This is a genomic window from Paracidovorax wautersii (assembly GCF_031453675.1).
Classification (GTDB): domain Bacteria; phylum Pseudomonadota; class Gammaproteobacteria; order Burkholderiales; family Burkholderiaceae_C; genus Paracidovorax.
Map to the genome: position 1 here is coordinate 2,133,406 of NZ_JAVIZX010000001.1, position 21,437 is coordinate 2,154,842.

The 21,437-nt window shown below is 68.9% G+C and carries 18 protein-coding genes; all 18 read left to right on the top strand.

Going from position 1 to position 21,437, the window contains the following annotated elements; genetic code table 11:
* The first annotated feature begins 56 nt into the window (after positions 1-56).
* The 18 genes from dksA to ftsA all read left to right on the top strand — a co-directional run bounded on the left by dksA (position 57) and on the right by ftsA (position 21,289).
* Positions 57-776, top strand: coding sequence for an RNA polymerase-binding protein DksA (gene dksA / locus QE399_RS09675; RefSeq protein ID WP_309828303.1), 720 nt, complete (start codon positions 57-59; stop codon positions 774-776).
* An 81-nt stretch (positions 777-857) separates the two neighbouring features.
* A complete protein-coding gene (locus QE399_RS09680; protein WP_309828304.1) occupies positions 858-2,603 on the top strand; it encodes an STAS domain-containing protein in 1,746 nt (581 codons plus the stop codon).
* A 50-nt stretch (positions 2,604-2,653) separates the two neighbouring features.
* Complete coding sequence (hslV, locus tag QE399_RS09685; RefSeq protein ID WP_309828305.1) at positions 2,654-3,202, top strand: ATP-dependent protease subunit HslV; 549 nt, start codon at positions 2,654-2,656, stop codon at positions 3,200-3,202.
* A gap of 96 nt (positions 3,203-3,298) precedes the next feature.
* Positions 3,299-4,630, top strand: a complete 1,332-nt coding sequence (gene hslU, locus QE399_RS09690) for an ATP-dependent protease ATPase subunit HslU (RefSeq protein ID WP_309828306.1) — start codon at positions 3,299-3,301, stop codon at positions 4,628-4,630.
* A 257-nt stretch (positions 4,631-4,887) separates the two neighbouring features.
* Entirely contained in the window at positions 4,888-5,316 is a 429-nt protein-coding gene (gene mraZ, locus QE399_RS09695; RefSeq protein ID WP_309828307.1) for a division/cell wall cluster transcriptional repressor MraZ, read from the top strand.
* A gap of 8 nt (positions 5,317-5,324) precedes the next feature.
* Positions 5,325-6,254, top strand: a complete 930-nt coding sequence (gene rsmH / locus QE399_RS09700) for a 16S rRNA (cytosine(1402)-N(4))-methyltransferase RsmH (RefSeq protein WP_309828308.1) — start codon at positions 5,325-5,327, stop codon at positions 6,252-6,254.
* Positions 6,251-6,565, top strand: a complete 315-nt coding sequence (gene ftsL / locus QE399_RS09705) for a cell division protein FtsL (RefSeq protein WP_309828310.1) — start codon at positions 6,251-6,253, stop codon at positions 6,563-6,565. Before rsmH ends, ftsL begins: the two co-directional genes overlap by 4 nt.
* A complete protein-coding gene (locus QE399_RS09710) occupies positions 6,562-8,310 on the top strand; it encodes a peptidoglycan D,D-transpeptidase FtsI family protein (protein ID WP_309828312.1) in 1,749 nt (582 codons plus the stop codon). The genes ftsL and QE399_RS09710 overlap by 4 nt, the downstream gene beginning before the upstream one ends.
* Entirely contained in the window at positions 8,307-9,827 is a 1,521-nt protein-coding gene (locus tag QE399_RS09715; protein ID WP_309828314.1) for a UDP-N-acetylmuramoyl-L-alanyl-D-glutamate--2,6-diaminopimelate ligase, read from the top strand. The genes QE399_RS09710 and QE399_RS09715 overlap by 4 nt, the downstream gene beginning before the upstream one ends.
* Entirely contained in the window at positions 9,824-11,254 is a 1,431-nt protein-coding gene (locus QE399_RS09720) for a UDP-N-acetylmuramoyl-tripeptide--D-alanyl-D-alanine ligase (protein ID WP_309828315.1), read from the top strand. Before QE399_RS09715 ends, QE399_RS09720 begins: the two co-directional genes overlap by 4 nt.
* Positions 11,245-12,423 (top strand): phospho-N-acetylmuramoyl-pentapeptide-transferase, encoded by a 1,179-nt coding sequence (gene mraY / locus QE399_RS09725; RefSeq protein ID WP_309828316.1) that lies wholly within the window; start codon positions 11,245-11,247, stop codon positions 12,421-12,423. The genes QE399_RS09720 and mraY overlap by 10 nt, the downstream gene beginning before the upstream one ends.
* The gene (murD, locus tag QE399_RS09730) at positions 12,420-14,384 is read left to right on the top strand and encodes a UDP-N-acetylmuramoyl-L-alanine--D-glutamate ligase (protein ID WP_309828318.1); all 1,965 of its coding nucleotides are present in this window, start codon (positions 12,420-12,422) and stop codon (positions 14,382-14,384) included. The genes mraY and murD overlap by 4 nt, the downstream gene beginning before the upstream one ends.
* A gap of 56 nt (positions 14,385-14,440) precedes the next feature.
* Positions 14,441-15,664 carry a putative lipid II flippase FtsW gene (gene ftsW / locus QE399_RS09735; protein ID WP_309832002.1) on the top strand — a complete coding sequence of 408 codons (1,224 nt, stop codon included), beginning with the start codon at positions 14,441-14,443 and terminating at the stop codon, positions 15,662-15,664.
* Positions 15,661-16,731 carry an undecaprenyldiphospho-muramoylpentapeptide beta-N-acetylglucosaminyltransferase gene (gene murG, locus QE399_RS09740; RefSeq protein WP_309828320.1) on the top strand — a complete coding sequence of 357 codons (1,071 nt, stop codon included), beginning with the start codon at positions 15,661-15,663 and terminating at the stop codon, positions 16,729-16,731. Before ftsW ends, murG begins: the two co-directional genes overlap by 4 nt.
* Positions 16,728-18,161, top strand: coding sequence for a UDP-N-acetylmuramate--L-alanine ligase (gene murC / locus QE399_RS09745; RefSeq protein WP_309828322.1), 1,434 nt, complete (start codon positions 16,728-16,730; stop codon positions 18,159-18,161). The genes murG and murC overlap by 4 nt, the downstream gene beginning before the upstream one ends.
* Complete coding sequence (locus tag QE399_RS09750) at positions 18,158-19,156, top strand: D-alanine--D-alanine ligase (RefSeq protein WP_309828324.1); 999 nt, start codon at positions 18,158-18,160, stop codon at positions 19,154-19,156. Before murC ends, QE399_RS09750 begins: the two co-directional genes overlap by 4 nt.
* A complete protein-coding gene (locus tag QE399_RS09755; protein WP_309828326.1) occupies positions 19,153-20,043 on the top strand; it encodes a cell division protein FtsQ/DivIB in 891 nt (296 codons plus the stop codon). Before QE399_RS09750 ends, QE399_RS09755 begins: the two co-directional genes overlap by 4 nt.
* 16 nt (positions 20,044-20,059) lie before the next feature.
* Positions 20,060-21,289, top strand: a complete 1,230-nt coding sequence (gene ftsA / locus QE399_RS09760; RefSeq protein ID WP_309828327.1) for a cell division protein FtsA — start codon at positions 20,060-20,062, stop codon at positions 21,287-21,289.
* Positions 21,290-21,437 lie beyond the last annotated feature (148 nt).

The following is a 21,437-nucleotide window of genomic DNA, read 5'->3' on the forward strand; positions in this document are numbered from 1 at the left end:
CCACCCCGGGCTGCAGTAGCAGTTTGGGTTCGCCCCGTTCTACGAGGAGACAGGAAGTGAAAGCCGAAGCCAGCAAATCCAAGGCGGTAGCGAAGGCCTCGTCCCCTGCGGGTGGCGGCCGAGCGACTCCCGCGGCGGCATCCTCTTCCGTGTCCGCGCCTGCGGGGCGGGCTTCCTCGCACCGTACCGGGCCCGCTTCCCGGGCAGTGCAATTGACCGTACCATCCCAGGCAACCCCGGAGGCCTCCGTGGCCTCTTCAGCCAGCTTTACTCATACCATGCCTACGACCCTGCAAGCGCAATCCCCTGTGGCGGCCGCCAAGAAAGACCCCAAGCTGGCCAACAACTGGAAGACCAAGTCGGCCGAGGAACTGAGCGACGCCGAGGTGCTCGCCATGCCCGACGCCGAGTACATGAACGACAAGCAGATGGCGTTCTTCCGCCACAAGCTGGTGCAGCTCAAGCAGGACATGCACAACAACGCGGGCGAAACGACCGAGCACCTGCGCGAGGACACCGTGGTGGTGCCCGACCCGGCCGACCGCGCGACCATCGAGGAAGAGCACGCCCTCGAACTGCGCACGCGGGACCGCGAGCGCAAGCTGCTCAAGAAGATCGAGCAGTCCATCGCCCGCATCGACGCCGGCGACTACGGCTACTGCGACGAGACCGGTGAGCCCATCGGGGTCGGCCGCCTGCTGGCCCGCCCCACGGCCACGCTGTCGCTGGAAGCGCAGCAGCGCCGCGAGCTCAAGCAGAAGATGTTCGGGGACTGATGGGTCCCACTGCTTGCACGCCGGCACTTCCTGGGCCTGGCGCGCCAAGCGCCCCCTTTGCAAGCGCCTGAACGCCCCTCCATGAGCAAGGAAGACACTTCCCCCGGCCTGCTGTCCAAGATGGTGAGGTTCGTGCGCAACCCGACCGTCCACTGGACGGATCTGGACTCCGTCGAGGCGGACCGCGAGAGCCAGTACAGCAAGCAGATGCTCAAGGAGATGATCGAGCGCAAGCGCCGCAACGACTTCGTGCGGCGCCGCGAGTTCGATCAGCTGCGCAAGCTGCGCCAGCGCGAGGCCCTGCAGGGCCAGCGCACCGAAGACCCGACAGCGCGTCCCTCGTTCTTCCAGAGCAGCATGGCCTCGCCCGACGAGCGCGCCGTCACGCTCAAGAAGATCGACGAGATCGAGGCGCAGATGTCCCAGCAGTGGTGGAAGAGCAAGCAGCAGGCCGGCGATGGCCGCGCGGCGGCTGCCGCATCCGCTCCTGCCGCCGCCGATGGCGACGCACCGTTGCCGCCGATGTCCGACACGGCCTATGCACGCGCTTTCGCGCCCACGGCCCCCCTGAGCCTGCCGCCCTCGGTGGAGCCGCTGTTCTCACAGCACAGTGGCGGCGCACCGACCGAAGCGGGTGCGCTTGATGCCGGGGCGCTGTTCTCCCGTGGCCCGGCGCCTGCCGACACCCAGGCCGGCGGCCTGTGCGCCCAGGGCCAGGCACCGGCACCCCTGGCGCGCTTCGAGCACGACCCCGACCTCGAAGAGGCTGCCATCCGCTTTGCCAACGGCGACCACGCCGGTGCCGAGGCCAGCCTGCGCGAGGTGCTGGCGCAACGTGAGGGCGAGGGCGCCGACGGGCAGGCCGAGATCTGGATGACGCTGTTCGATCTGTACCGCGCCATCGGGGCGCAGGAGCCGTTCGACGCCCTGTCCATCGATTTCGCCGCGCGCTTCGGGCGTTCGGCTCCGCACTGGTTTTCCATGCCGGAGCAGCTGGGGCTGCCCGATCCCTCGCAGGCCGCAGCGCCTGCGCCGATCGGCCCGCAGCGCGACTTCAGCTGGAACGCGCCGTCCGAACTCACGCTGCAGTCCGTTGCAGCGCTGAACGCGGCCACGGCCCGGGCTGCATCGCCCTGGACGCTGACCTGGTCCCGCCTGTCCGCCATCGACGCGCCGGCCGTCCCCGCGCTGGCTGACCTGTTCACCCGGTGGGCCGACCAGGATGTGCAGCTGGGCTTCTTCGGTGCCGAGGCCCTGCACGCCGTGCTGCAGGCCAGGACCCAGTCGGGTGATCGGGACTCCAGCGCGGAATGGTGGCGTCTGCGCATGGCCTTGCTGCGGCTGGCGGGCCAACTGGACGAATTCGAGCTGGTCGCGCTGGACTACTGCGTCACGTACGAGGTGTCGCCGCCGTCCTGGGTATCGCCGCGCTGCGGCTACCTGGCCGACGACGCAACCGGCGGCGGGCTGGCGGCCTCGATGGACGCCGTGGATGGCGACGGGCATGCCAGCGGCTTCGGATCCTCCCAGCTGGCGGCCGCGGGCGACGAAACCGTGGCGCACCTGTCCGGCACCATCGAAGGCGACGCCACGCCGCTGCTGGAGCCTCTGGAGGCGCTGGTGCCGGCGAACGGTCCGCTGGTCGTGGCCTGCGACGGCCTGGTCCGCATCGACTTCGCCGCCGCCGGCTCGGTGCTGAACTGGGTGGCCGACCAGCAGGACCGGGGGCGCGTGGTCCAGTTCACGCACGTGCAGCGGCTGGTGGCCGTGTTCTTCAATGTGATCGGCATCGGTGAGCATGCCTGCGTGAGCGCGCGCCGGAATTGACGCGCGCCGCGGCTTGCAAACGCTGCAGGCCGACCCCAGATGCCAACGCTATGGAACAGTACCACGGCACCACCATCCTCAGCGTCCGCCGCACCTTGGCGGACGGCAGCATCCAAGTCGCCATCGGCGGCGACGGCCAGGTCACCCTGGGCAACATCGTCGTCAAGGGCACGGCACGCAAGGTGCGCAAGCTCTACCACGGCAAGGTGCTTGCCGGCTTCGCAGGCGCCACGGCCGACGCCTTCACGCTCTTCGAGCGCTTCGAGGCCAAGCTGGAAAAGCACCAGGGCCACCTGACGCGCGCGGCCATCGAGCTCACCAAGGACTGGCGCACCGACCGCGTGCTGCGCCGGCTGGAGGCCATGCTGGCCGTGGCCGACGCCAGCGCCTCGCTCATCATCACCGGCAACGGCGACGTGCTGGAGCCCGAGCAGGGCATCGTCGCCATCGGATCGGGCGGTGCCTATGCGCATTCGGCCGCCAAGGCGCTGCTGGTGAACACCGAGCTTTCCGCGCAGGACATCGTGAAGAAGTCCCTCGAGATCGCTGGCGAGCTGTGCATCTACACCAACATGCACCACACCATCGAGACGCTGTAAGCGTCTGGATGCGTCACTATCGGATACATAGCTGCTTGCGCTTGCTGGATAAGCGCTGGCGGCTGGTTTGTCACTGAATCACAGGCAGATATCCCCATGTCCTCCATGACCCCCCAGGAAATCGTCTCCGAGCTGGACCACCACATCGTCGGCCAGGCCAGCGCCAAGCGGGCCGTGGCCATCGCGCTGCGCAACCGCTGGCGCCGCCAGCAGGTCGACAGCGGCCTGCGCCACGAAATCACGCCCAAGAACATCCTCATGATCGGCCCCACCGGCGTAGGCAAGACCGAGATCGCCCGCCGCCTGGCCCGTCTGGCCGACGCGCCGTTCATCAAGGTCGAGGCGACCAAGTTCACCGAGGTGGGCTACGTGGGCAAGGACGTCGATTCCATCATCCGCGACCTGGTCGAGATGGCCGTCAAGCAGACGCGCGAGAGCGATGTGAAGAAGCTGCGCGCCCGCGCCGAGGACGCTGCAGAGGACCGCATCCTCGACGTGCTGATTCCTCCGGCGCGCAGCACGGGTGCTGCCCCCGGCGCGGCGCCGGCGGACAACACCGCGCGCCAGGTCTTCCGTAAGAAGCTGCGCGAGGGCCAGCTCGACGACAAGGAGATCGAGATCGACTTGGCCGACGCGCGGCCGCAGCTGGAGATCATGGGCCCGCAGGGGATGGAGGAAATGGCCGAGCAGCTGCGCGGCATGTTCAGCCAGATGGGCCAGGAGCGCCGCCAGACCCGCAAGCTCAAGATCAAGGAGGCGCTCAAGCTGCTCACCGACGAAGAAGCCGGCAAGTTGGTGAACGAAGAGGACGTGAAGACCCGCGCCCTGCAGAACGCCGAGCAGAACGGCATCGTCTTCCTGGACGAGATCGACAAGGTGGCGACGCGCCAGGAGACCAGCGGATCCGACGTCTCTCGCCAGGGCGTGCAGCGCGACCTGCTGCCGCTGGTGGAGGGCACGACCGTCACCACCAAGTACGGCATGGTCAAGACCGACCACATCCTGTTCATCGCCTCGGGCGCCTTCCATTTGAGCAAGCCCAGCGACCTGATCCCCGAGTTGCAGGGGCGCTTTCCGATCCGTGTGGAACTAGAGTCGCTGTCGGTGCAGGACTTCGAGGCCATCCTGACGAGCACGCACGCATCGCTGGTCAAGCAGTACCAGGCCCTGCTGGCCACCGAGGGCGTGACCCTCGAATTCGCGCCCGATGGCATCACCCGCCTGGCCCACATCGCCTTCGAGGTGAACGAGCGCACCGAGAACATCGGCGCGCGCCGGCTGTCCACGGTGATGGAGCGCCTGCTGGACGAGGTGAGCTTTGACGCCGTGAAGCTCTCGGGGCAGACGGTGGTCGTCGATACCGCCTATGTGAACGCCCGCCTCGAATCCTTGAGCCAAGACGAGGACTTGTCTCGATACATCTTGTGAGGTGACGGGCCGCCCCGGCCCGTGCCTTCAGGTATCACTTGCAGAGCCTACTCTAAGTGCTTATGCAATAAGGGAATTTGCGCTATTGCTCCCTGCAAAACAGGCGCTAAGTCCTTGATTTCATTGAAAAATTTTGTTGCAAGCCCCCTTGCGTGCTGTGCTTTTGCTGCTACAGTGCAAAAAAGTGCAATTAAGTGGTGAAAAGTGCCCTCGGCGCCCGTTTTGGGCGATGCGGGACCAAGCTGGGGTTTCAATCCGTGTTTCAAGGGGCGTCATCGCTGAGTCTGGATGCCAAGGGGCGGCTGTCTGTGCCGACCCGGCACCGTGACGTCCTCTCGGCGACGGCGGGCGGCCAGCTCACGATCACCAAGCACCCCCACGGCTGCCTGATGGTGTTCCCGCGCCCCGAGTGGGAGAAATTCCGCGAACGCATTGCCGAACTGCCCATGTCCGCCCAGTGGTGGAAGCGCATCTTCCTGGGCAACGCCATGGATGTGGAGATGGACGGCACCGGCCGCGTGCTGGTCTCGCCCGAGCTGCGCCAGGCGGCCGGCATCACCAAGGACACCATGCTGCTCGGCATGGGCAACCACTTCGAGCTGTGGGATAAGGCCACGTACGACGCGCAGGAAGCGCAGGCCATGCAGGGCGAGATGCCCGAAGCCTTCAAGGACTTCTCGTTCTAAGGCACGACGTGAACCATCCGCTGCAGCACACCACCGTCCTTCTCGACGAAGCGGTCGATGCCCTTTTGGGCGCGGCCGGCGATCCGCCGTCCGGCACCTTCGTCGACGGCACCTTCGGCAGAGGAGGGCACTCGCGGCGCATCCTGCTGCGGCTCGGGCCCTCAGGGCGCCTGGTGGCGTTCGACAAGGACCCCGAAGCCATTCACGAGGCAGCGCGCATCACCGATGCGCGTTTTGCCATCCGGCACGAAGGTTTCAGCCACCTGGGCGATCTGCCCGAAGGCAGCGTGGCCGGGCTGCTGATGGACCTGGGCGTCAGCTCGCCCCAGATCGACAGCCCGGAGCGCGGCTTCAGTTTCCGTTTCGACGGGCCGCTCGACATGCGCATGGACACCACCCGCGGCCAGAGCGTGGCCGAGTGGCTGGCCGAGGCCGAGGTCGGGCAGATTGCGGAGGTGATACGTGAATACGGTGAAGAACGGTTTGCTGGCCCCATTGCAAAGGCGATTGTTGCTTGGCGGCAGGAACGGGGCCCTCTTGCAACCACCGCCGAGCTGGCCCAACTCGTGGCTGGCGCGGTCAAAACCCGCGAGCAGGGCCAGAACCCTGCAACGCGCACATTTCAGGCTCTTCGGATTTTCATCAATGCCGAGCTTGAAGAGCTGCAACAGGCGCTAGAAGCCAGCCTGCGGGTGCTCGCGCCCGGCGGGCGGCTGGTGGTCATCAGCTTCCACTCGCTGGAAGACCGCATCGTCAAGCAGTTCATCGCCCAGCATTCCAAGGAGGTCTACGACCGCCGTGCTCCGTTCGCCGCGCCGCAGCCCATGCGCCTGAAGGCGCTGGAGCGCATCAAGCCCAGCGCACAGGAAGTGGCCGCCAACCCCCGGGCGCGCAGCGCCGTCATGCGCGTGGCCGAACGCACGGAGGTGCCGGCATGACGCGCCTCAGCCTCGTGCTGCTGCTGGCCGTGATGGCCAGTGCCCTGTACCTGGTGCGCACGCAGTACGACTCGCGCCGCCTGTTCACCGAGCTCGATCGCGCCGTGGCCGAGTCGCGCCGTCTGGAAACCGAGCACCAGCGCCTGCAGGTGGAAAAGCGCGCCCAGGCCACGCCGCTGCGCGTGGAGAAGCTCGCGCGCGACCGGCTGCAGATGCACACCGCCACGCCGGCGATCACGCAGTACGTGATGGACGACGGCACGCCGGTAGCGATGCCCACCGCGCCCGTCGCCAGCGGAGTCCGCCCATGAGCAGCCGCAGCGTGAACTACACGTCCAGCCCGCTGCTGGCGAGCAAAACGCCGGTCTGGCGCAGCAAGTTCATCGTGGCCATGGTGGCGCTGGGCTTCGTGGGCCTGGCTGGCCGCGCGGCTTACGTGCAGGTCTTCGGCAATGCCTTCTTCCAGCGCCAGGGCGAGGTGCGTTTCGCCCGCACGCTGGAGCTGCCGGCCAACCGGGGCCGCATCCTGGACCGCAATGGGCTGATCCTCGCCTCCAGCGTGCCGGCCGCCAGCATCTGGGCCATTCCCGAAGACGTGGAGCAGGACAAGCCCGAAGTGCGCGCCAAGCTGCAGCAGCTGGCCAAGCTGCTGGAGATGTCCCCGTCCGCGCTGCAGGCCAAGCTGGCTGACGAGGACAAGACCTTCGTCTGGATCAAGCGCCAGCTCGACTGGGAGGTGGGCCAGAAGGTGGCTGCGCTCGACATCAAGGGCATCTACCAGCGCAAGGAATACAAGCGCCAGTACCCCGAGGGGGAATCCGCCGCGCACGTGGTGGGCTTCACCAACGTGGAAGACCAGGGCCAGGAAGGCATGGAACTCGCCTTCAACAAGGAGCTGGGCGGCAAGCCCGGCTCGCGCCGCGTGATCAAGGACCGCCTGGGTCGCGTGGTGGAAGGCATCGGTGCCGAAGTGCCGCCGGTGGACGGACAGGACATGCAGCTGTCCATCGACAGCAAGGTGCAGTTCTTTGCGTACCAGAAGCTGCGCGACCAGATCGCCCTGCACAAGGCCAAGGCCGGCAGCGTGGTGGTGCTGGATGCGCACACGGGCGAACTGCTGGCGCTGGCCAACTACCCCAGCTACGTGCCCGACAAGCGCCAGAATCTCACCGGCGAGCAGCTGCGCAACCGCGCGCTGACCGATGTGTTCGAGCCCGGATCGACGATGAAGCCGTTCACCATCGGCCTGGCGCTGAATACGGGCCGCGTGAGGCCGGACACCATCGTCGACACGAATCCGGGCCGCGTCACCATCACGGGCTCCACCATTTCGGATACCAGCAACCATGGCGTGCTGACGGTGGAGGGCGTCATCCAGAAGTCGAGCAACGTGGGCACCACCAAGATCGCCATGCAGTTGCCGGCCAAGGAAATGTGGGAGACCTTCTCCGCCGCCGGCTTCGGGCAGAAGCCGCAGATCCACTTTCCGGGCGTGGTGAGCGGCCGGCTGCGTCCGTACAAGACCTGGCGCCCGGTGGAGCAGGCCACCATGTCGTACGGCTACGGCCTCTCGGCCAGCCTGTTGCAGATGGCCCGCTCGTACACCGTGTTCGCCAACGACGGCAAGATCATTCCGGCGACCATGCTCAAGAGCCACGAACCGGCCGTGGGCGTGCCCGTGTTCACCGAACGCACGGCCGGCCAGGTGCGCAAGATGCTGCAGATGGCCGCCGGACCGGGCGGCACGGGGCAGAAGGCGCAGACCGTGGGCTATTCGGTCGGCGGCAAGTCGGGCACCGCCCGCAAACAGGTGGGCAAGAGCTACGCCTCGGGCAAGTACCGTTCGTGGTTCACCGGCATGGCGCCCATCGACAAGCCGCGCATCATCGTCGCGGTGATGATCGACGAGCCCAGCAACGGCGTGTACTACGGCGGCGCCGTGGCGGGGCCGGTGTTCAGTGAGGTGGTGCAGCAGACGCTGCGCATGATGGGCGTGCAGCCCGACATGGCGATCCGGCCGCAGATCGTGGCCAACACGGTGGAGGAGTCGCTGTGAGCACGCCCTTGCTGACCTCGGTACAGGAAGCCACGCAGTGGCTGCGCGAGCGCGTCACCGGCACGCTGCAGACCGACAGCCGCAAGGTCCAGCCCGGCGACGGCTTCATCGCCTGGCCCGGTGCTGCCACCGATGGCCGTGCCCATGTGGGCGATGCGCTGGCGCGCGGCGCCACCGCCTGCCTGGTGGAGCACGAGGGCCTGGAAGCCTTCGCCTTCGCCATCCCGCAGATCGCGGCCCTGCGCGGCCTGAAGGCCGCCACCGGGCTGCTGGCCGCGGAGTGGTTCGGCCATCCCACCCAGCGCCTGGACGTGCTGGCCGTGACCGGCACCAATGGCAAAACCAGCACGGCGTGGTGGCTGGCGGGTGCGATCAACGCGCTATCAGAAAGAGAGCTGGCTGCGCAGGGTGGATGCGCGTTCGTGGGTACTTTGGGTGTGGGCGTACCACCGGCGCTCGAATCCACCGGCCTGACCACGCCCGACCCGGTGCTGCTCCAGCGCGCCTTCGCGCGGTTCGCCGAGGTCGGCCACGCCGCCTGCGCCATCGAGGCCTCGTCCATCGGCCTGGCCGAGCACCGCATGGCCGGCACGCGGGTGCGCGTCGCGCTGTTCACCAATTTCACCCAGGACCACCTGGACTACCACCCGACCATGGCGGCTTACTGGCAGGCCAAGAGCATGCTGTTCGACGCGCCCGGCCTGCAGGCGGCCGTGGTCAACATCGACGACCCGCGCGGCGCCGAGCTGCACGAGCAGCTGTCCGCCCGCCCGCTCGACGTGTGGAGCATTTCCATCCAGGGCCCGGCCCGGCTGCAGGCCCGCGACATCGCCCACGGCGATACCGGCGTGAGCTTCACCGTGGCCGAGGGCGCGCAGACGCATGTGCTGCAAACGGGCCTGATCGGCCTGTACAACGTGTCCAACGTGCTGGGCGTGCTGGCGGCCCTGCGCAGCCTGGGCGTGCCCCTGGAGCACGCCCTGTATGCCTGCGCGCAGCTCACCCCGGTGCCAGGCCGCATGGAGCAGTTCAGCGTGCGCGGCCTGCCGCTGGTGGCCGTGGACTATGCCCACACGCCCGATGCGCTGGACCAGGCGCTGCAGGCTCTGCGGCCGGTGGCCGATGCCCGCGGTGGCCGGCTCTGGTGCGTGTTCGGCTGCGGCGGCAACCGCGATGCGGCCAAGCGCCCGCTGATGGGCGCGGTGGCGCAGCGTCGCGCCGACCAGGTCATCGTGACCAGCGACAACCCGCGCGGCGAGCCGCCCGAAGCCATCATCCACCACATCCTGCAAGGCACGATCGCCGGCACGTCGGTGCATGCCGAGCCCGACCGCGCTGCCGCCATCGCGCAGGCGCTCATGCAGGCCGACGCGCGCGACGTGGTGCTGCTGGCCGGCAAGGGCCACGAGGACTACCAGGAAACGGCCGGCGAACGCCGCCCCTTCTCCGACATGGCGCAGGCCCGGGCCGCCCTGGCGCAGCGCGTACGCCTTCCGTCTGCCGGAGGTGCCGCATGAACGCGCCGATGCTGACGTTGCAGCAGGCCTTCGCCCTGATCGCTGCCCGCATCCCGGCCGCACGCCTGGTGGGCGACGGTGCCACGCCGCTGCTGCGCGTGCACAGCGACACGCGCAGCCTGCAGCCCGGCGACCTGTTCGTGGCCCTCAAGGGCGAACGCTTCGATGCCAACGCCTTCCTGCCCGATGCCCGCGCCGCCGGTGCCGCCGCTGCCGTGGCCCATGGCGGCTTGGCCGCCGCAGGCCTGCCCGGCATCGAGGTGCCCGACACCCTGGCCGCCCTCGGCGCCCTGGCGGCCGGCTGGCGTGCCGCCCGGCACCTGCCGCTGATCGGCGTGACGGGCAGCAACGGCAAGACCACCGTGACGCAGATGACCGCGTCCGTGCTGCGTGCCTGGAAAGGCGATGCGGCCTTTGCCACGCAGGGCAATCTCAACAACGACATCGGCGTGCCGCTGATGCTGCTGCGCCTGCGCAATGCGCACGCTGCAGCGGTGATCGAAATGGGCATGAACCATCCGGGCGAGATCGCCTACCTGGCGGACATCGCCCGCCCGACCGTCGCCCTGGTCAACAACGCCCAGCGCGAGCACCTGGAGTTCATGCAGACCGTCGAAGCCGTGGCGCGCGAGAACGGCTCGGTGTTCGCCGCCCTGCCGCAGGACGGCGTCGCGGTGTTCCCGGCCGAGGATGTCTACGGCCCGGTCTGGCAATCGCTGGCCGGTGGGCGCCGCTGCGTCACTTTCGGCGGCGCCACGGGCGACGTGCGCTGCCTCGCGGCGCAGTGGAGCGCCGGTGCCTGGCAGGTGAGGATCGACACGCCCGACGGCGCATTCGGCACCACACTGCAGATCGCCGGGCGCCACAACGTGACCAATGCGCTGGCCGTGACGGCGAGCGCCTGGGCTGCGGGCGTGCCGCTCGCTGCCATCGCGCAGGGGCTCGCGGCCTTCGTGCCCGTGAAGGGGCGCTCGCGCGCCTTCGGCATCGCCCACGGCGGGCGGCACATCACCGTGGTGGACGACACCTACAACGCCAACCCCGACTCCATGCAGGCCGCCATCGACGTGCTGGCCGAACTGCCCGGCCCGCAGCTGCTGGTGATGGGCGACATGGGCGAGGTGGGCGACCAGGGCCCGCAGTTCCACGCGGAGGCGGGCGTCCATGCGCGCGCCGCCGGCATCGCGCAGCTGTTCGCCCTGGGCGCGCAGAGTGCACACGCCGCGCAGGCCTATGGGCCGGACGCGCGGTATTTCGAAGACATGGCATCGCTGCAGGCAGCGGTGCAGCAGGCGCTGCCCGCGGTGGGCAGCGTGCTGGTGAAGGGATCTCGGTTCATGAAGATGGAACAGGTGGTGCAGGCGCTCGAGGCCGGCACGCAGCAGGCGCAACCCCACACCACGCAGGGAGGCACCGCATGCTGCTGATCCTGTCGCAATGGCTGCAGAGCCTGTCGCCGGAGTTCAGTTTCCTGCGCGTCTTCCAGTACCTCACCTTCCGCGCCGTGATGGCGGCCCTGACGGCGCTGCTCATCGGCCTGGTGGCCGGCCCCAAGGTCATTCGCATGCTGACGGCGCTCAAGATCGGCCAGCCGATCCGCGGCTACGCCATGCAGTCGCACCTGTCCAAGAGCGGCACGCCCACCATGGGCGGCGTGCTCATCCTGGGTGCGATCACCCTGTCCACGCTGCTGTGGTTCGACCTCTCCAACCGCTTCGTGTGGATCGTGTTGGCCGTCACCCTGGGCTTCGGCGCCATCGGCTGGGTCGACGACTGGCGCAAGGTGGTCAACAAGGACCCGGAAGGCATGCGCTCGCGCGAGAAGTACTTCTGGCAGTCGCTGATCGGACTGCTGGCCGCGCTGTACCTGGTGTTCAGCATCTCCGAGAACTCCAACGCCCGCGTGTTCGAGCTGTTCATCAACTGGGTGTCGTCCGGGTTCTCGCTGGACCTGCCCCCGAAGGCCGGCCTGCTGGTGCCGTTCTTCAAGGAAGTGAGCTACCCGCTGGGCGTGCTCGGCTTCGTCATCCTCACCTACCTGGTGATCGTGGGCTCCAGCAACGCCGTGAACCTGACCGACGGCCTGGACGGCCTGGCCATCATGCCGGTGGTGATGGTGGGCGCCACGCTGGGCCTGTTCGCCTATGTGGCGGGCAGCTCGGTGTTCTCCAAGTACCTGCTGTTTCCGTACATCGCCGGCGCCGGCGAGCTGCTGATCTTCTGCTCGGCCATGGCTGGCGCCGGCCTGGCCTTCCTGTGGTTCAACACGCATCCCGCCCAGGTCTTCATGGGCGACGTGGGCGCGCTGGCGCTGGGCGCCGCGCTGGGCACCATCGCCGTCATCGTGCGCCAGGAGATCGTGCTGGCCGTGATGGGCGGCATCTTCGTGGTCGAGGCTCTGTCCGTGATGCTGCAGGTCACCTGGTTCAAGTACACCAAGCGCCGTTACGGCGAGGGCCGGCGCCTGTTCAAGATGGCGCCGCTGCACCACCACTTCGAAAAGAGCGGCTGGAAGGAAACGCAGGTCGTCGTGCGCTTCTGGATCATCACCATGCTGCTGTGCCTGCTCACCCTCACCACGCTGAAGCTGCGATGAGCTCGACGCCCCGCGACCCCCTCCACCCGGACGACGATGTCGTCGCTGCGGGCGCCGCCGCGCCCCTGCCAGAGGCTGGGCGCGGCGGGCTGCCAGTGGAGTCCGCATCGCCCGCGGCCGCGGTGGGGACGGACGCCGTGCCTGCCGACCGGAGTGCCGAGGACGGTGACACGGGCGCGGTCGCCGATGCCGCCGCGCCCACCGCAGGCCCCGCTGGTGCCGCCACCGCCGCTTCTGCCGACGCCGCGCTCTACACCGCCCCCGCTGTCTCGGCCGCCCAGTCGGCGGCCGAGTTCGTGGCGAAGATCTTTGCCGACGTGGGCGCGTCCGAGGCCCCCGAGTCCGCGGCCTCCGAAGCCCCTGCCGTTGCCGAAGCCGCAACGGATGGCGCGGAACCTGCACCCCTCGATCCTGTCGCGCCAGGCTGGCCGGCCGAGGGTGCCACCGCGCTGCGGGGCCGCAGCGTGCTGATCCTGGGGCTGGGCGCTTCGGGGCTGGCGATGGCGCGCTGGTGCGTACGCTGCGGCGCGCAGGTCACCGTGGCCGATACGCGCGCGCAGCCGCCGCAGCTCGCGGCCCTGCAGGCCGAGCTGCCCCAGGTGCGCTTCGTGGCTGGCGCCTTCGATGCGGCGCTGGTGGAAGGCCAGGCCTTGCACGCGGTGTACCGTTCGCCCGGGTTGAGTCCGGCGGCGGTTGCTCCTGTATTCGTAGCTGCTCGTGCAGTGGGAATCAGCGTTGGAGGCGAATTGGGCTTGTATGCCAACGCCCTGGTTGAACTGCGCGCGGCGCACGGCTATGCGCCGGCCGTGCTGGCGGTCACCGGCACCAATGGCAAGACCACCGTCACCTCGCTCACCGGCCTGCTGGTCGAGTGCGCAGGCCGGTCCGTCGCGGTGGCCGGCAACATCGGCCCCACGCTGCTGGACACGTTGTCGCAGCACATCGACGCCGGCACGCTGCCGCAGGTGTGGGTGCTGGAGCTGTCGAGCTTCCAGCTCGACGACGCCAGCGCCTTCGAACCCACGGCCGCCACGGTGCTCAACATCACGCAAGACCATCTGGACTGGCACGGCGACCTCAAGGCGTACGCCCAGGCGAAGGCGCGCATCTTCGGCGCCACCGGTCTGATGGTGCTCAACCGCGACGACACCGAGGTCATGGCCATGCTGCCACCTCCGGTGCGCGTGAAGCTGCAAAAGCCCCAGGTGCGCACGCACGTCACCTTCGGCGCCGACATGCCCCAGCGGCCCGGCGACTTCGGCATCGAGGTCGTCAGCGGCATGGCCTGGCTGGTGCGCGCGCAGGAGGCGGACGAGACCGCCAAGCGCGCGCGCTCGCAAGTGCAGGACGCCTTGCACATCCAGCGCCTGATGCCCGCCGACGCCCTGCGCATCCGCGGCCGCCACAACGCCGTCAACGCGCTGGCAGCCCTGGCCCTGGCCCAGGCCGCCGGCTGCGCGCTGGCTCCCATGCTCTACGGCCTGCGCGAATACCGTGGCGAGCCGCACCGCGTCGAGCCCATCGGCATGGTGAACGACATCGAATACTTCGACGACAGCAAGGGCACGAACGTGGGCGCCACCGTGGCGGCGCTCACCGGCCTGGGCGCCGACCGCCGCCTCGTCGTCATCCTGGGCGGCGACGGCAAGGGCCAGGACTTCTCGCCGCTGGCGGCACCGGTCGCACGCTACGCCCGGGCGGTGGTGCTGATCGGGCGCGACGGCCCGCAGATCCGCGCGGCCCTGCAGGGCAGCGGCGTGCCGATGGTCGACGCGGCGTCGATGGAAGAGGCCGTCCAGGCCGCTACCCAGCGCGTGCAGCCCGGCGATGCCGTGCTGATGTCTCCGGCCTGTGCCAGCTTCGACATGTTCACCGGCTACGAGCACCGCGCACGCGTGTTCCACGAGGCGGTGCAGACGCTGGCGCACGATGCCGGGCAAGAACTGGAGGGCGGGCTGTGAGCGCCTCGAACGCCACCTCGTCGTCGCCCAACCTGCTGCAGCGCGCGCTGGGCTGGATGGGCGGCAAGCCGGCCGCGCCGGCCGACGTGCTGCCCGTGCGTGTGGGCGGCATCGAATACCGCAAGACCACCAGCACGCCGGCGAGCGTGCTGGGTTTCGACCAGGCCCTGCTGTGGGTGGTCGTGGCGCTGCTCGCCTGGGGGCTGGTGATGGTCTATTCGGCCTCCATCGCCATGCCGGACAACCCGCGCTTCGGCAAGATCGCGCCCACGCATTTCCTGGTGCGCCACTGCATCGCGCTGGTCATCGGCTTCGTGGCGGCGCTGCTGGCGTTCCAGGTCTCCATGGCCACCTGGGAGCGGGTGGCGCCGTGGCTGTTCGTGGTGTCCATCGTCCTGCTGGTGGCCGTGCTGGTTCCGCACGTGGGCACGGTCGTGAACGGTGCGCGCCGCTGGCTGTCGCTGGGCATCATGAACTTCCAGCCGTCCGAGCTGGCCAAGTTCGCGGTGCTGATCTATGCGTCCGACTACATGGTGCGCAAGATGGAGGTGAAGGAGCGCTTCTTCCGCGCCGTGCTGCCCATGGCCGTGGCCGTGGCGGTCGTCGGCGCCCTGCTGCTGGCCGAGCCCGACATGGGCGCCTTCATGGTGATCGCGGTGATCGCCATGGGCATCCTGTTCCTGGGCGGGGTGAATGCCCGCATGTTCTTCCTGATCGCGCTGATCCTGGTGGGCGCCTTTGCCATGATGGTGATGGCCAGCCCCTGGCGGCGCGAGCGCATCTTCGCCTACCTCGACCCGTTCAGCGAGGCGCACGCGCTGGGCAAGGGCTACCAGCTCTCGCATTCGCTGATCGCCATCGGCCGCGGCGAGATCTTCGGCGTGGGCCTGGGCGGCAGCGTCGAGAAGCTGCACTGGCTGCCCGAGGCGCACACCGACTTCCTGCTGGCCGTCATCGGCGAGGAGTTCGGCCTGGTGGGCGTGCTGGTGCTCATCGTCCTGTTCCTGTGGATGACGCGCCGCATCATGCACATCGGCCGCCAGGCCATCGCGCTGGACCGCGTCTTCGCCGGCCTGGTGGCCCAGGGCGTCGCAATCTGGATGGGATTCCAGGCCTTCATCAACATGGGCGTGAACCTGGGTGCGCTGCCCACCAAGGGGCTCACGCTGCCCCTGATGAGCTTCGGCGGCTCGGCCATCCTGATGAACCTGGTGGCCATCGCGGTGGTGTTCCGGGTGGATTACGAGAACAAGCTTCTCATGCGAGGGGGCCGCGTATGACGGACCGGCAGAAGACCGCGCTCGTGATGGCCGGCGGCACCGGCGGCCACATCTTCCCTGGCCTGGCCGTGGCCGAGGAGCTGCGCGCGCGCGGCTGGCGCGTGCACTGGCTGGGCACACCCGGCAGCATGGAGTCGCGCATCGTGCCGCCGCAGGGCTTCGCGTTCGAGCCCATCGACTTTTCGGGCGTGCGCGGCAAGGGCCTGGTCACGCTGGCCTTGCTGCCGCTGCGCCTGCTGCGCGCGTTCTGGCAGTCCGTCGGCGTGGTCCGGCGGGTGAAGCCGGACGTGGTGATCGGCCTGGGCGGCTACGTCACCTTCCCGGGCGGCATGATGGCCGTGCTGCTGGGCAAGCCGCTGGTGCTGCACGAGCAGAACTCGGTGGCCGGCCTGGTGAACAAGGTGCTGGCCGGCGTGGCCGACCGCATCTTCACGGCCTTCCCCAACGTGTTGAAGAAGGGCGTGTGGGTGGGCAATCCGCTGCGCGCCGCCTTCACGCGCCAGGCCGGCCCGCAGGAGCGCTTCGCCGGCCGCAGCGGCCCGCTGCGCCTGCTCGTCGTGGGCGGCAGCCTGGGCGCCAAGGCGCTCAACGACATCGTGCCCCAGGCCGTGGCGCTGCTGCCCGCCGACCAGCGCCCCGTGGTCAAGCACCAGAGCGGCGCGGCGCAGATCGATGCGCTGCGCGCCAACTACGAGGCCGCGGGCGTGCAGGCCACGCTGACGCCCTTCATCGACGACACCGCCACGGCCTTCGCTGAGGCCGACCTGATCGTCTGCCGCGCGGGCGCGAGCACGGTGACCGAGATCGCCGCCGTCGGTGCGGCGGCCGTCTTCGTGCCGTTCCCCTTCGCCGTGGACGATCACCAGACCACCAATGCGCAGTTCCTCGTCAACCAGGGCGGCGGATGGCTCGTGCAACAGCGCGACCTGACGCCCCAGTGGCTGGCCGAGATGCTGCAGAAAACAGAGCGCACCACGCTGATGGAGCGGGCGCTGGAAGCCAAATCAATGCAAAAGACCCAAGCCACCCGCGAGGTGGTGACCGCCTGTGAGGAGCTCACGGCATGAAGCACGCCATTCGCCACATCCATTTCGTGGGCCTGGGCGGCGCCGGCATGTGCGGCATCGCGGAAGTGCTGTTCAACCTGGGCTACCAGATCTCGGGTTCCGATCTGTCCGACAGCGCCACGCTGCGCCGCCTGGCCGCGCTCGGCATCCGCACGCATGTGGGCCATGCGGCGGCGCACATCGACGGGGCGGATGCCGTCGTCACCTCGACGGCCGTGCAGTCGGACAACCCCGAGGTGCTGGCTGCCCGCGAGGCCAAGATCCCCGTGGTGCCGCGCGCCCTCATGCTGGCCGAGCTGATGCGCCTCAAGCGCGGCATCGCCATCGCCGGCACGCACGGCAAGACCACCACGACGAGCCTGGTCACCAGCGTGCTGGCCGAGGCCGGCCTGGACCCGACCTTCGTGATCGGCGGTCGCCTCAACAGCGCCGGCGCCAACGCCAAGCTGGGCAGCGGCGAATACATCGTGGTCGAGGCCGACGAGTCCGACGCCTCGTTCTTGAACCTGCTGCCGGTGATGGCCGTGGTGACGAACATCGACGCCGACCACATGGAAACCTACGGCCACGACTTCGCGCGGCTGAAGGCGGCCTTCGTCGACTTTCTGCACCGCATGCCGTTCTACGGCACGGCCGTGCTGTGCATCGACAACCCCGCCATCCGCGAGATCCTGCCGGACGTCACCTGCCCGATCACCAGCTACGGCTTCGCCGAAGACGCCCAGGTGCGGGCCGTCAACGTGCGCGCCGTGGGCCCGCAGATGCACTTCACGGTGCAGCGGCGCAACGGTGTGACCCTGCCCGATCTGCAGGTGGTGCTCAACCTGCCGGGCGAGCACAACGTGCTCAACGCGCTGTCGGCCATCGCCATCGCGGTCGAGCTGAACGTGCCGGACGAAGCGCTGCTGCGCGCGCTGGCCAGCTTCCGCGGCGTGGGCCGCCGCTTCCAGAGCCACGGCGACCTGCCTGCGAAAGACGGCGGCACGTTCACGCTGATCGAGGACTACGGCCACCACCCGGTGGAGATGACGGCCACGCTGGCGGCTGCGCGCGGCGCCTTCCCCGGCCGGCGCCTGGTGCTGGCCTTCCAGCCGCACCGCTACAGCCGCACGCGCGACTGCTTCGAGGACTTCGTCAAGGTGATCGGCAGTACCGACGCGGCGCTGCTGACCGAGGTGTATGCCGCCGGCGAGGCCCCCATCGTGGCGGCGGATGGCCGCGCGCTGGCGCGCGCCCTGCGCGTGGCCGGCAAGGTGGAGCCGGTCTTCATCGAGGACGTGGCCGACCTGCCGCAGCAGATCGCGGACAGCGTCCGCGGCGGCGATGTGGTGGTGTGCATGGGCGCGGGCTCCATCGGCGCCGTACCCGCCAAGGTGGTGCAAATGCTACAGAAAGATGAGCTGCTTGCGCAGCAAGGACGGGCGCTGTGAGCCAAAAATACTCCCAAATCGATGTGCGTGCGCTGGGCAAGGTGGCCGTGCTCATGGGCGGCTCGTCCGCCGAGCGCGAGGTGTCGCTGATGTCCGGTGGCGGGGTGCTGCAGGCGCTGCGCGCGCGCGGCGTGGACGCCCATGCGTTCGATCCCTCGCAGGCTGACCTGTCCGAACTCAAGAGCCACGGCTACAACCGCTGCTTCATCGCGCTGCACGGCCGCCATGGCGAAGACGGCACGGTGCAGGGCGCGCTGGAACTGCTGGGCATTCCCTATACGGGACCTGGCGTGATGGCGTCCAGCATCGCCATGGACAAGATCATGACCAAGCGCATCTGGCGCTTCGAGGGCCTGCCCACGCCGGACTGGCGCCTGGTATCGAGCGCGGCCGAGACGGCGCAGGCGCTGCAGGCCCTGGGCTCGCCGATGATCGTCAAGCCCTCGCGCGAAGGCTCGACCATCGGCCTGACCAAGGTCACCTCGCCGGGCCAGTGCGAGCAGGCCTACCGCCTCGCGTCGCGCTACGACCCCGAAGTGCTGTGCGAGCAGTTCATCGAGGGCGAAGAAACCACCTGCCCGATCCTGGGCCAGGGGGCGGACGCCCGCGCGCTGCCGGTGATCCGCATCGTGGCGCCCGAAGGCAACTACGACTACCAGAACAAGTACTTCACCGACGTCACGCAGTACCACTGCCCGAGCGGCCTGCCCGAGCACGAGGAACGCGAAATCCAGCGCATCGTCGTCGAGGCCTTCCGCTCGCTGCAGTGCCGCGGCTGGGCGCGCGCGGACATCATGATCCGCGCCAGCGACCGCAAGCCCTTCCTGCTGGAAATCAACACCTCGCCGGGCATGACCGGCCATTCGCTGGTGCCCATGTCGGCCCGCGCCTCGGGCGTGAGCTACGAGGAGCTGTGCCTGCGCATCCTGGCCAGCGCCTCGCTCGACAGCCAGCAGGGCCAAGCCCCCACGACCGGAGCCACGGAGGACGCATGACCCCGACGCTGCCCGCACCCTTCGACGTCAAGCTCATGAACTGGACCGCCACGGCCCTGTTCCTGGGCTGCGCCGTCTTCGTGCTGGTGGCCGGCGGACAGTGGGCCCTGCACCATCCGGCGTTCGCGATCGGGCGCATCGTGGTCCAGGGCGAACTCGTGCACAACAACGCCGTCACGCTGCGCGCCAATGTCGGCCCGCACTTGGTGGGCAATTTCTTCACCGTGGACCTGCGCGCCGCACGCGAGGCCTTCGAACAGGTGCCCTGGGTCCGGCGTGCGCTGGTGCGCCGCGAGTTCCCCAACAGCCTGCGCGTGGACCTGCAGGAGCACGACGCGGCCGCCTTCTGGGGTGCCGAGGGCGGCTCCACCCTGGTCAACAGCCAGGGCGAGGTGTTCGAGGCCAACGGGGACGACGTGGAGCAGGACGATCTGCCGCGCCTGCAGGGGCCGGACGGCCACTCCCTGGAAGTGCTGCAGATGTACCACCGCCTCGCGCCGGCGCTGCAGCCGCTGGGCTCGGGCATCGACGCGCTGGAGCTTACCGGGCGCGGCGGCTGGCGCGCCACGCTGGACAGCGGCGCCGTGGTGGAACTGGGCGGGGGCAGCCCCGCCGACGTGCTGCAGCGGGCACAGCGCTTCGTGCGCACCCTGCCGCGCGTGGCACAGCAACAAGGCCGGCGCGTGGACGCGCTGGAGTCCGCCGACCTGCGGCATGCCGACGGCTATGCGCTGCGGCTGCGGGGGGTGACCACGGTCACGGCGGAGGCGGCCAAGGCCGCGGCGGCACGGGCCCAGGCGCGCGGGGCCGCAGGCGCGCCGCGCAACGCCACCGCGGCGGGCCGGGCCGCCCCGGGAAGAACGACGACGACAGGGCAGACTCACTGAGGGCAGGACACAGAATATGGCAAGAGAGTACAAAGATGTGGTGGTCGGGCTGGACATCGGCACCGCCAAGGTCATGGCCGTCGTCGCCGAGGTCATGCCGGGCGGCGAGCTGAAGCTGGCCGGGCTGGGCGTGGCGCCGAGCAACGGGCTCAAGCGCGGCGTGGTAGTCAACATCGACGCCACGGTGCAGAGCATCCAGCAGGCGCTGAAAGAGGCCGAGCTGATGGCCGACTGCAAGATCCAGCGCGTATACACCGGCATCACGGGCAGCCACATCCGCGGCCTGAACTCCAGCGGTATGGTGGCCGTCAAGGACAAGGAAGTCACCCCCGCCGATGTGGCGCGCGTGGTCGAGACCGCCAAGGCCATCAACATCTCCAGCGACCAGCGGCTGCTGCTGGTGGAGCCGCAGGAGTTCGTGATCGACGGGCAGGACGTGAAGGAGCCCATCGGCATGAGCGGGATCCGCCTGGAGGCCAAGATCCACATCGTGACCGGCGCCCAGAGCGCGGCCGAGAACATCATCAAGTGCGTGCGCCGCTGCGGCCTGGAGGTCGAGCAGCTCATGCTGAACCCGCTGGCCTCCAGCCAGGCCGTGCTGACCGACGACGAGCGCGAGCTGGGCGTGGCCGTGGTGGACATCGGTGCCGGCACGACGGACGTGGCCATCTTCACCGGCGGCGCGATCCGCCACACGGCCGTCATCCCGATCGCCGGCGACCTGATCACCAGCGACATCGCCATGGCGCTGCGCACGCCCACCAAGGACGCCGAGGACATCAAGGTCGAGAGCGGCTATGCCAAGCAGCTGCTGGCCGATGCCGAGGCGCAGGTCGAGGTGCCGGGCCTGGGCGACCGCAGCCCGCGCATGCTGAGCAAGCAGGCGCTGGCCGGCGTGATCGAGCCGCGCGTGGAAGAGATCTTCTCGCTGGTGCAGCAGGTCATCCGCGAGTCGGGCTACGAAGAAGTGCTGTCGTCGGGCATCGTGCTCACGGGCGGCAGCGCCGTCATGCCGGGCATGGTCGAACTGGGCGAGGACATCTTCCTGAAGCCCGTGCGCCGCGGCATTCCCAAGTATTCCAGCGCGTTGTCTGACATGGTGGCCCAGCCCCGCGCTGCTACTGTTATGGGTTTGCTCGAGGAAGCTCGGCTGGCGCGTTTGCGTGGTTTCAAGGTGGCGCAGAAAAGCGGTTCGGTGAAGACGGCATTTGGCCGCTTCAAGGACTTCATCGTGGGGAACTTCTGACATGTTCCCCCATCTGCTCTGGCTGGCCCGTGGCAGCCCTCCTAGACCTTCACGCGGCCGATGGCGAAGCACCGGCCCACCCCCCAACGTTCGAACGATCAACAACAAGACTTCTGTGGTGACTACCACCCATCCCATTCAAGTGAAA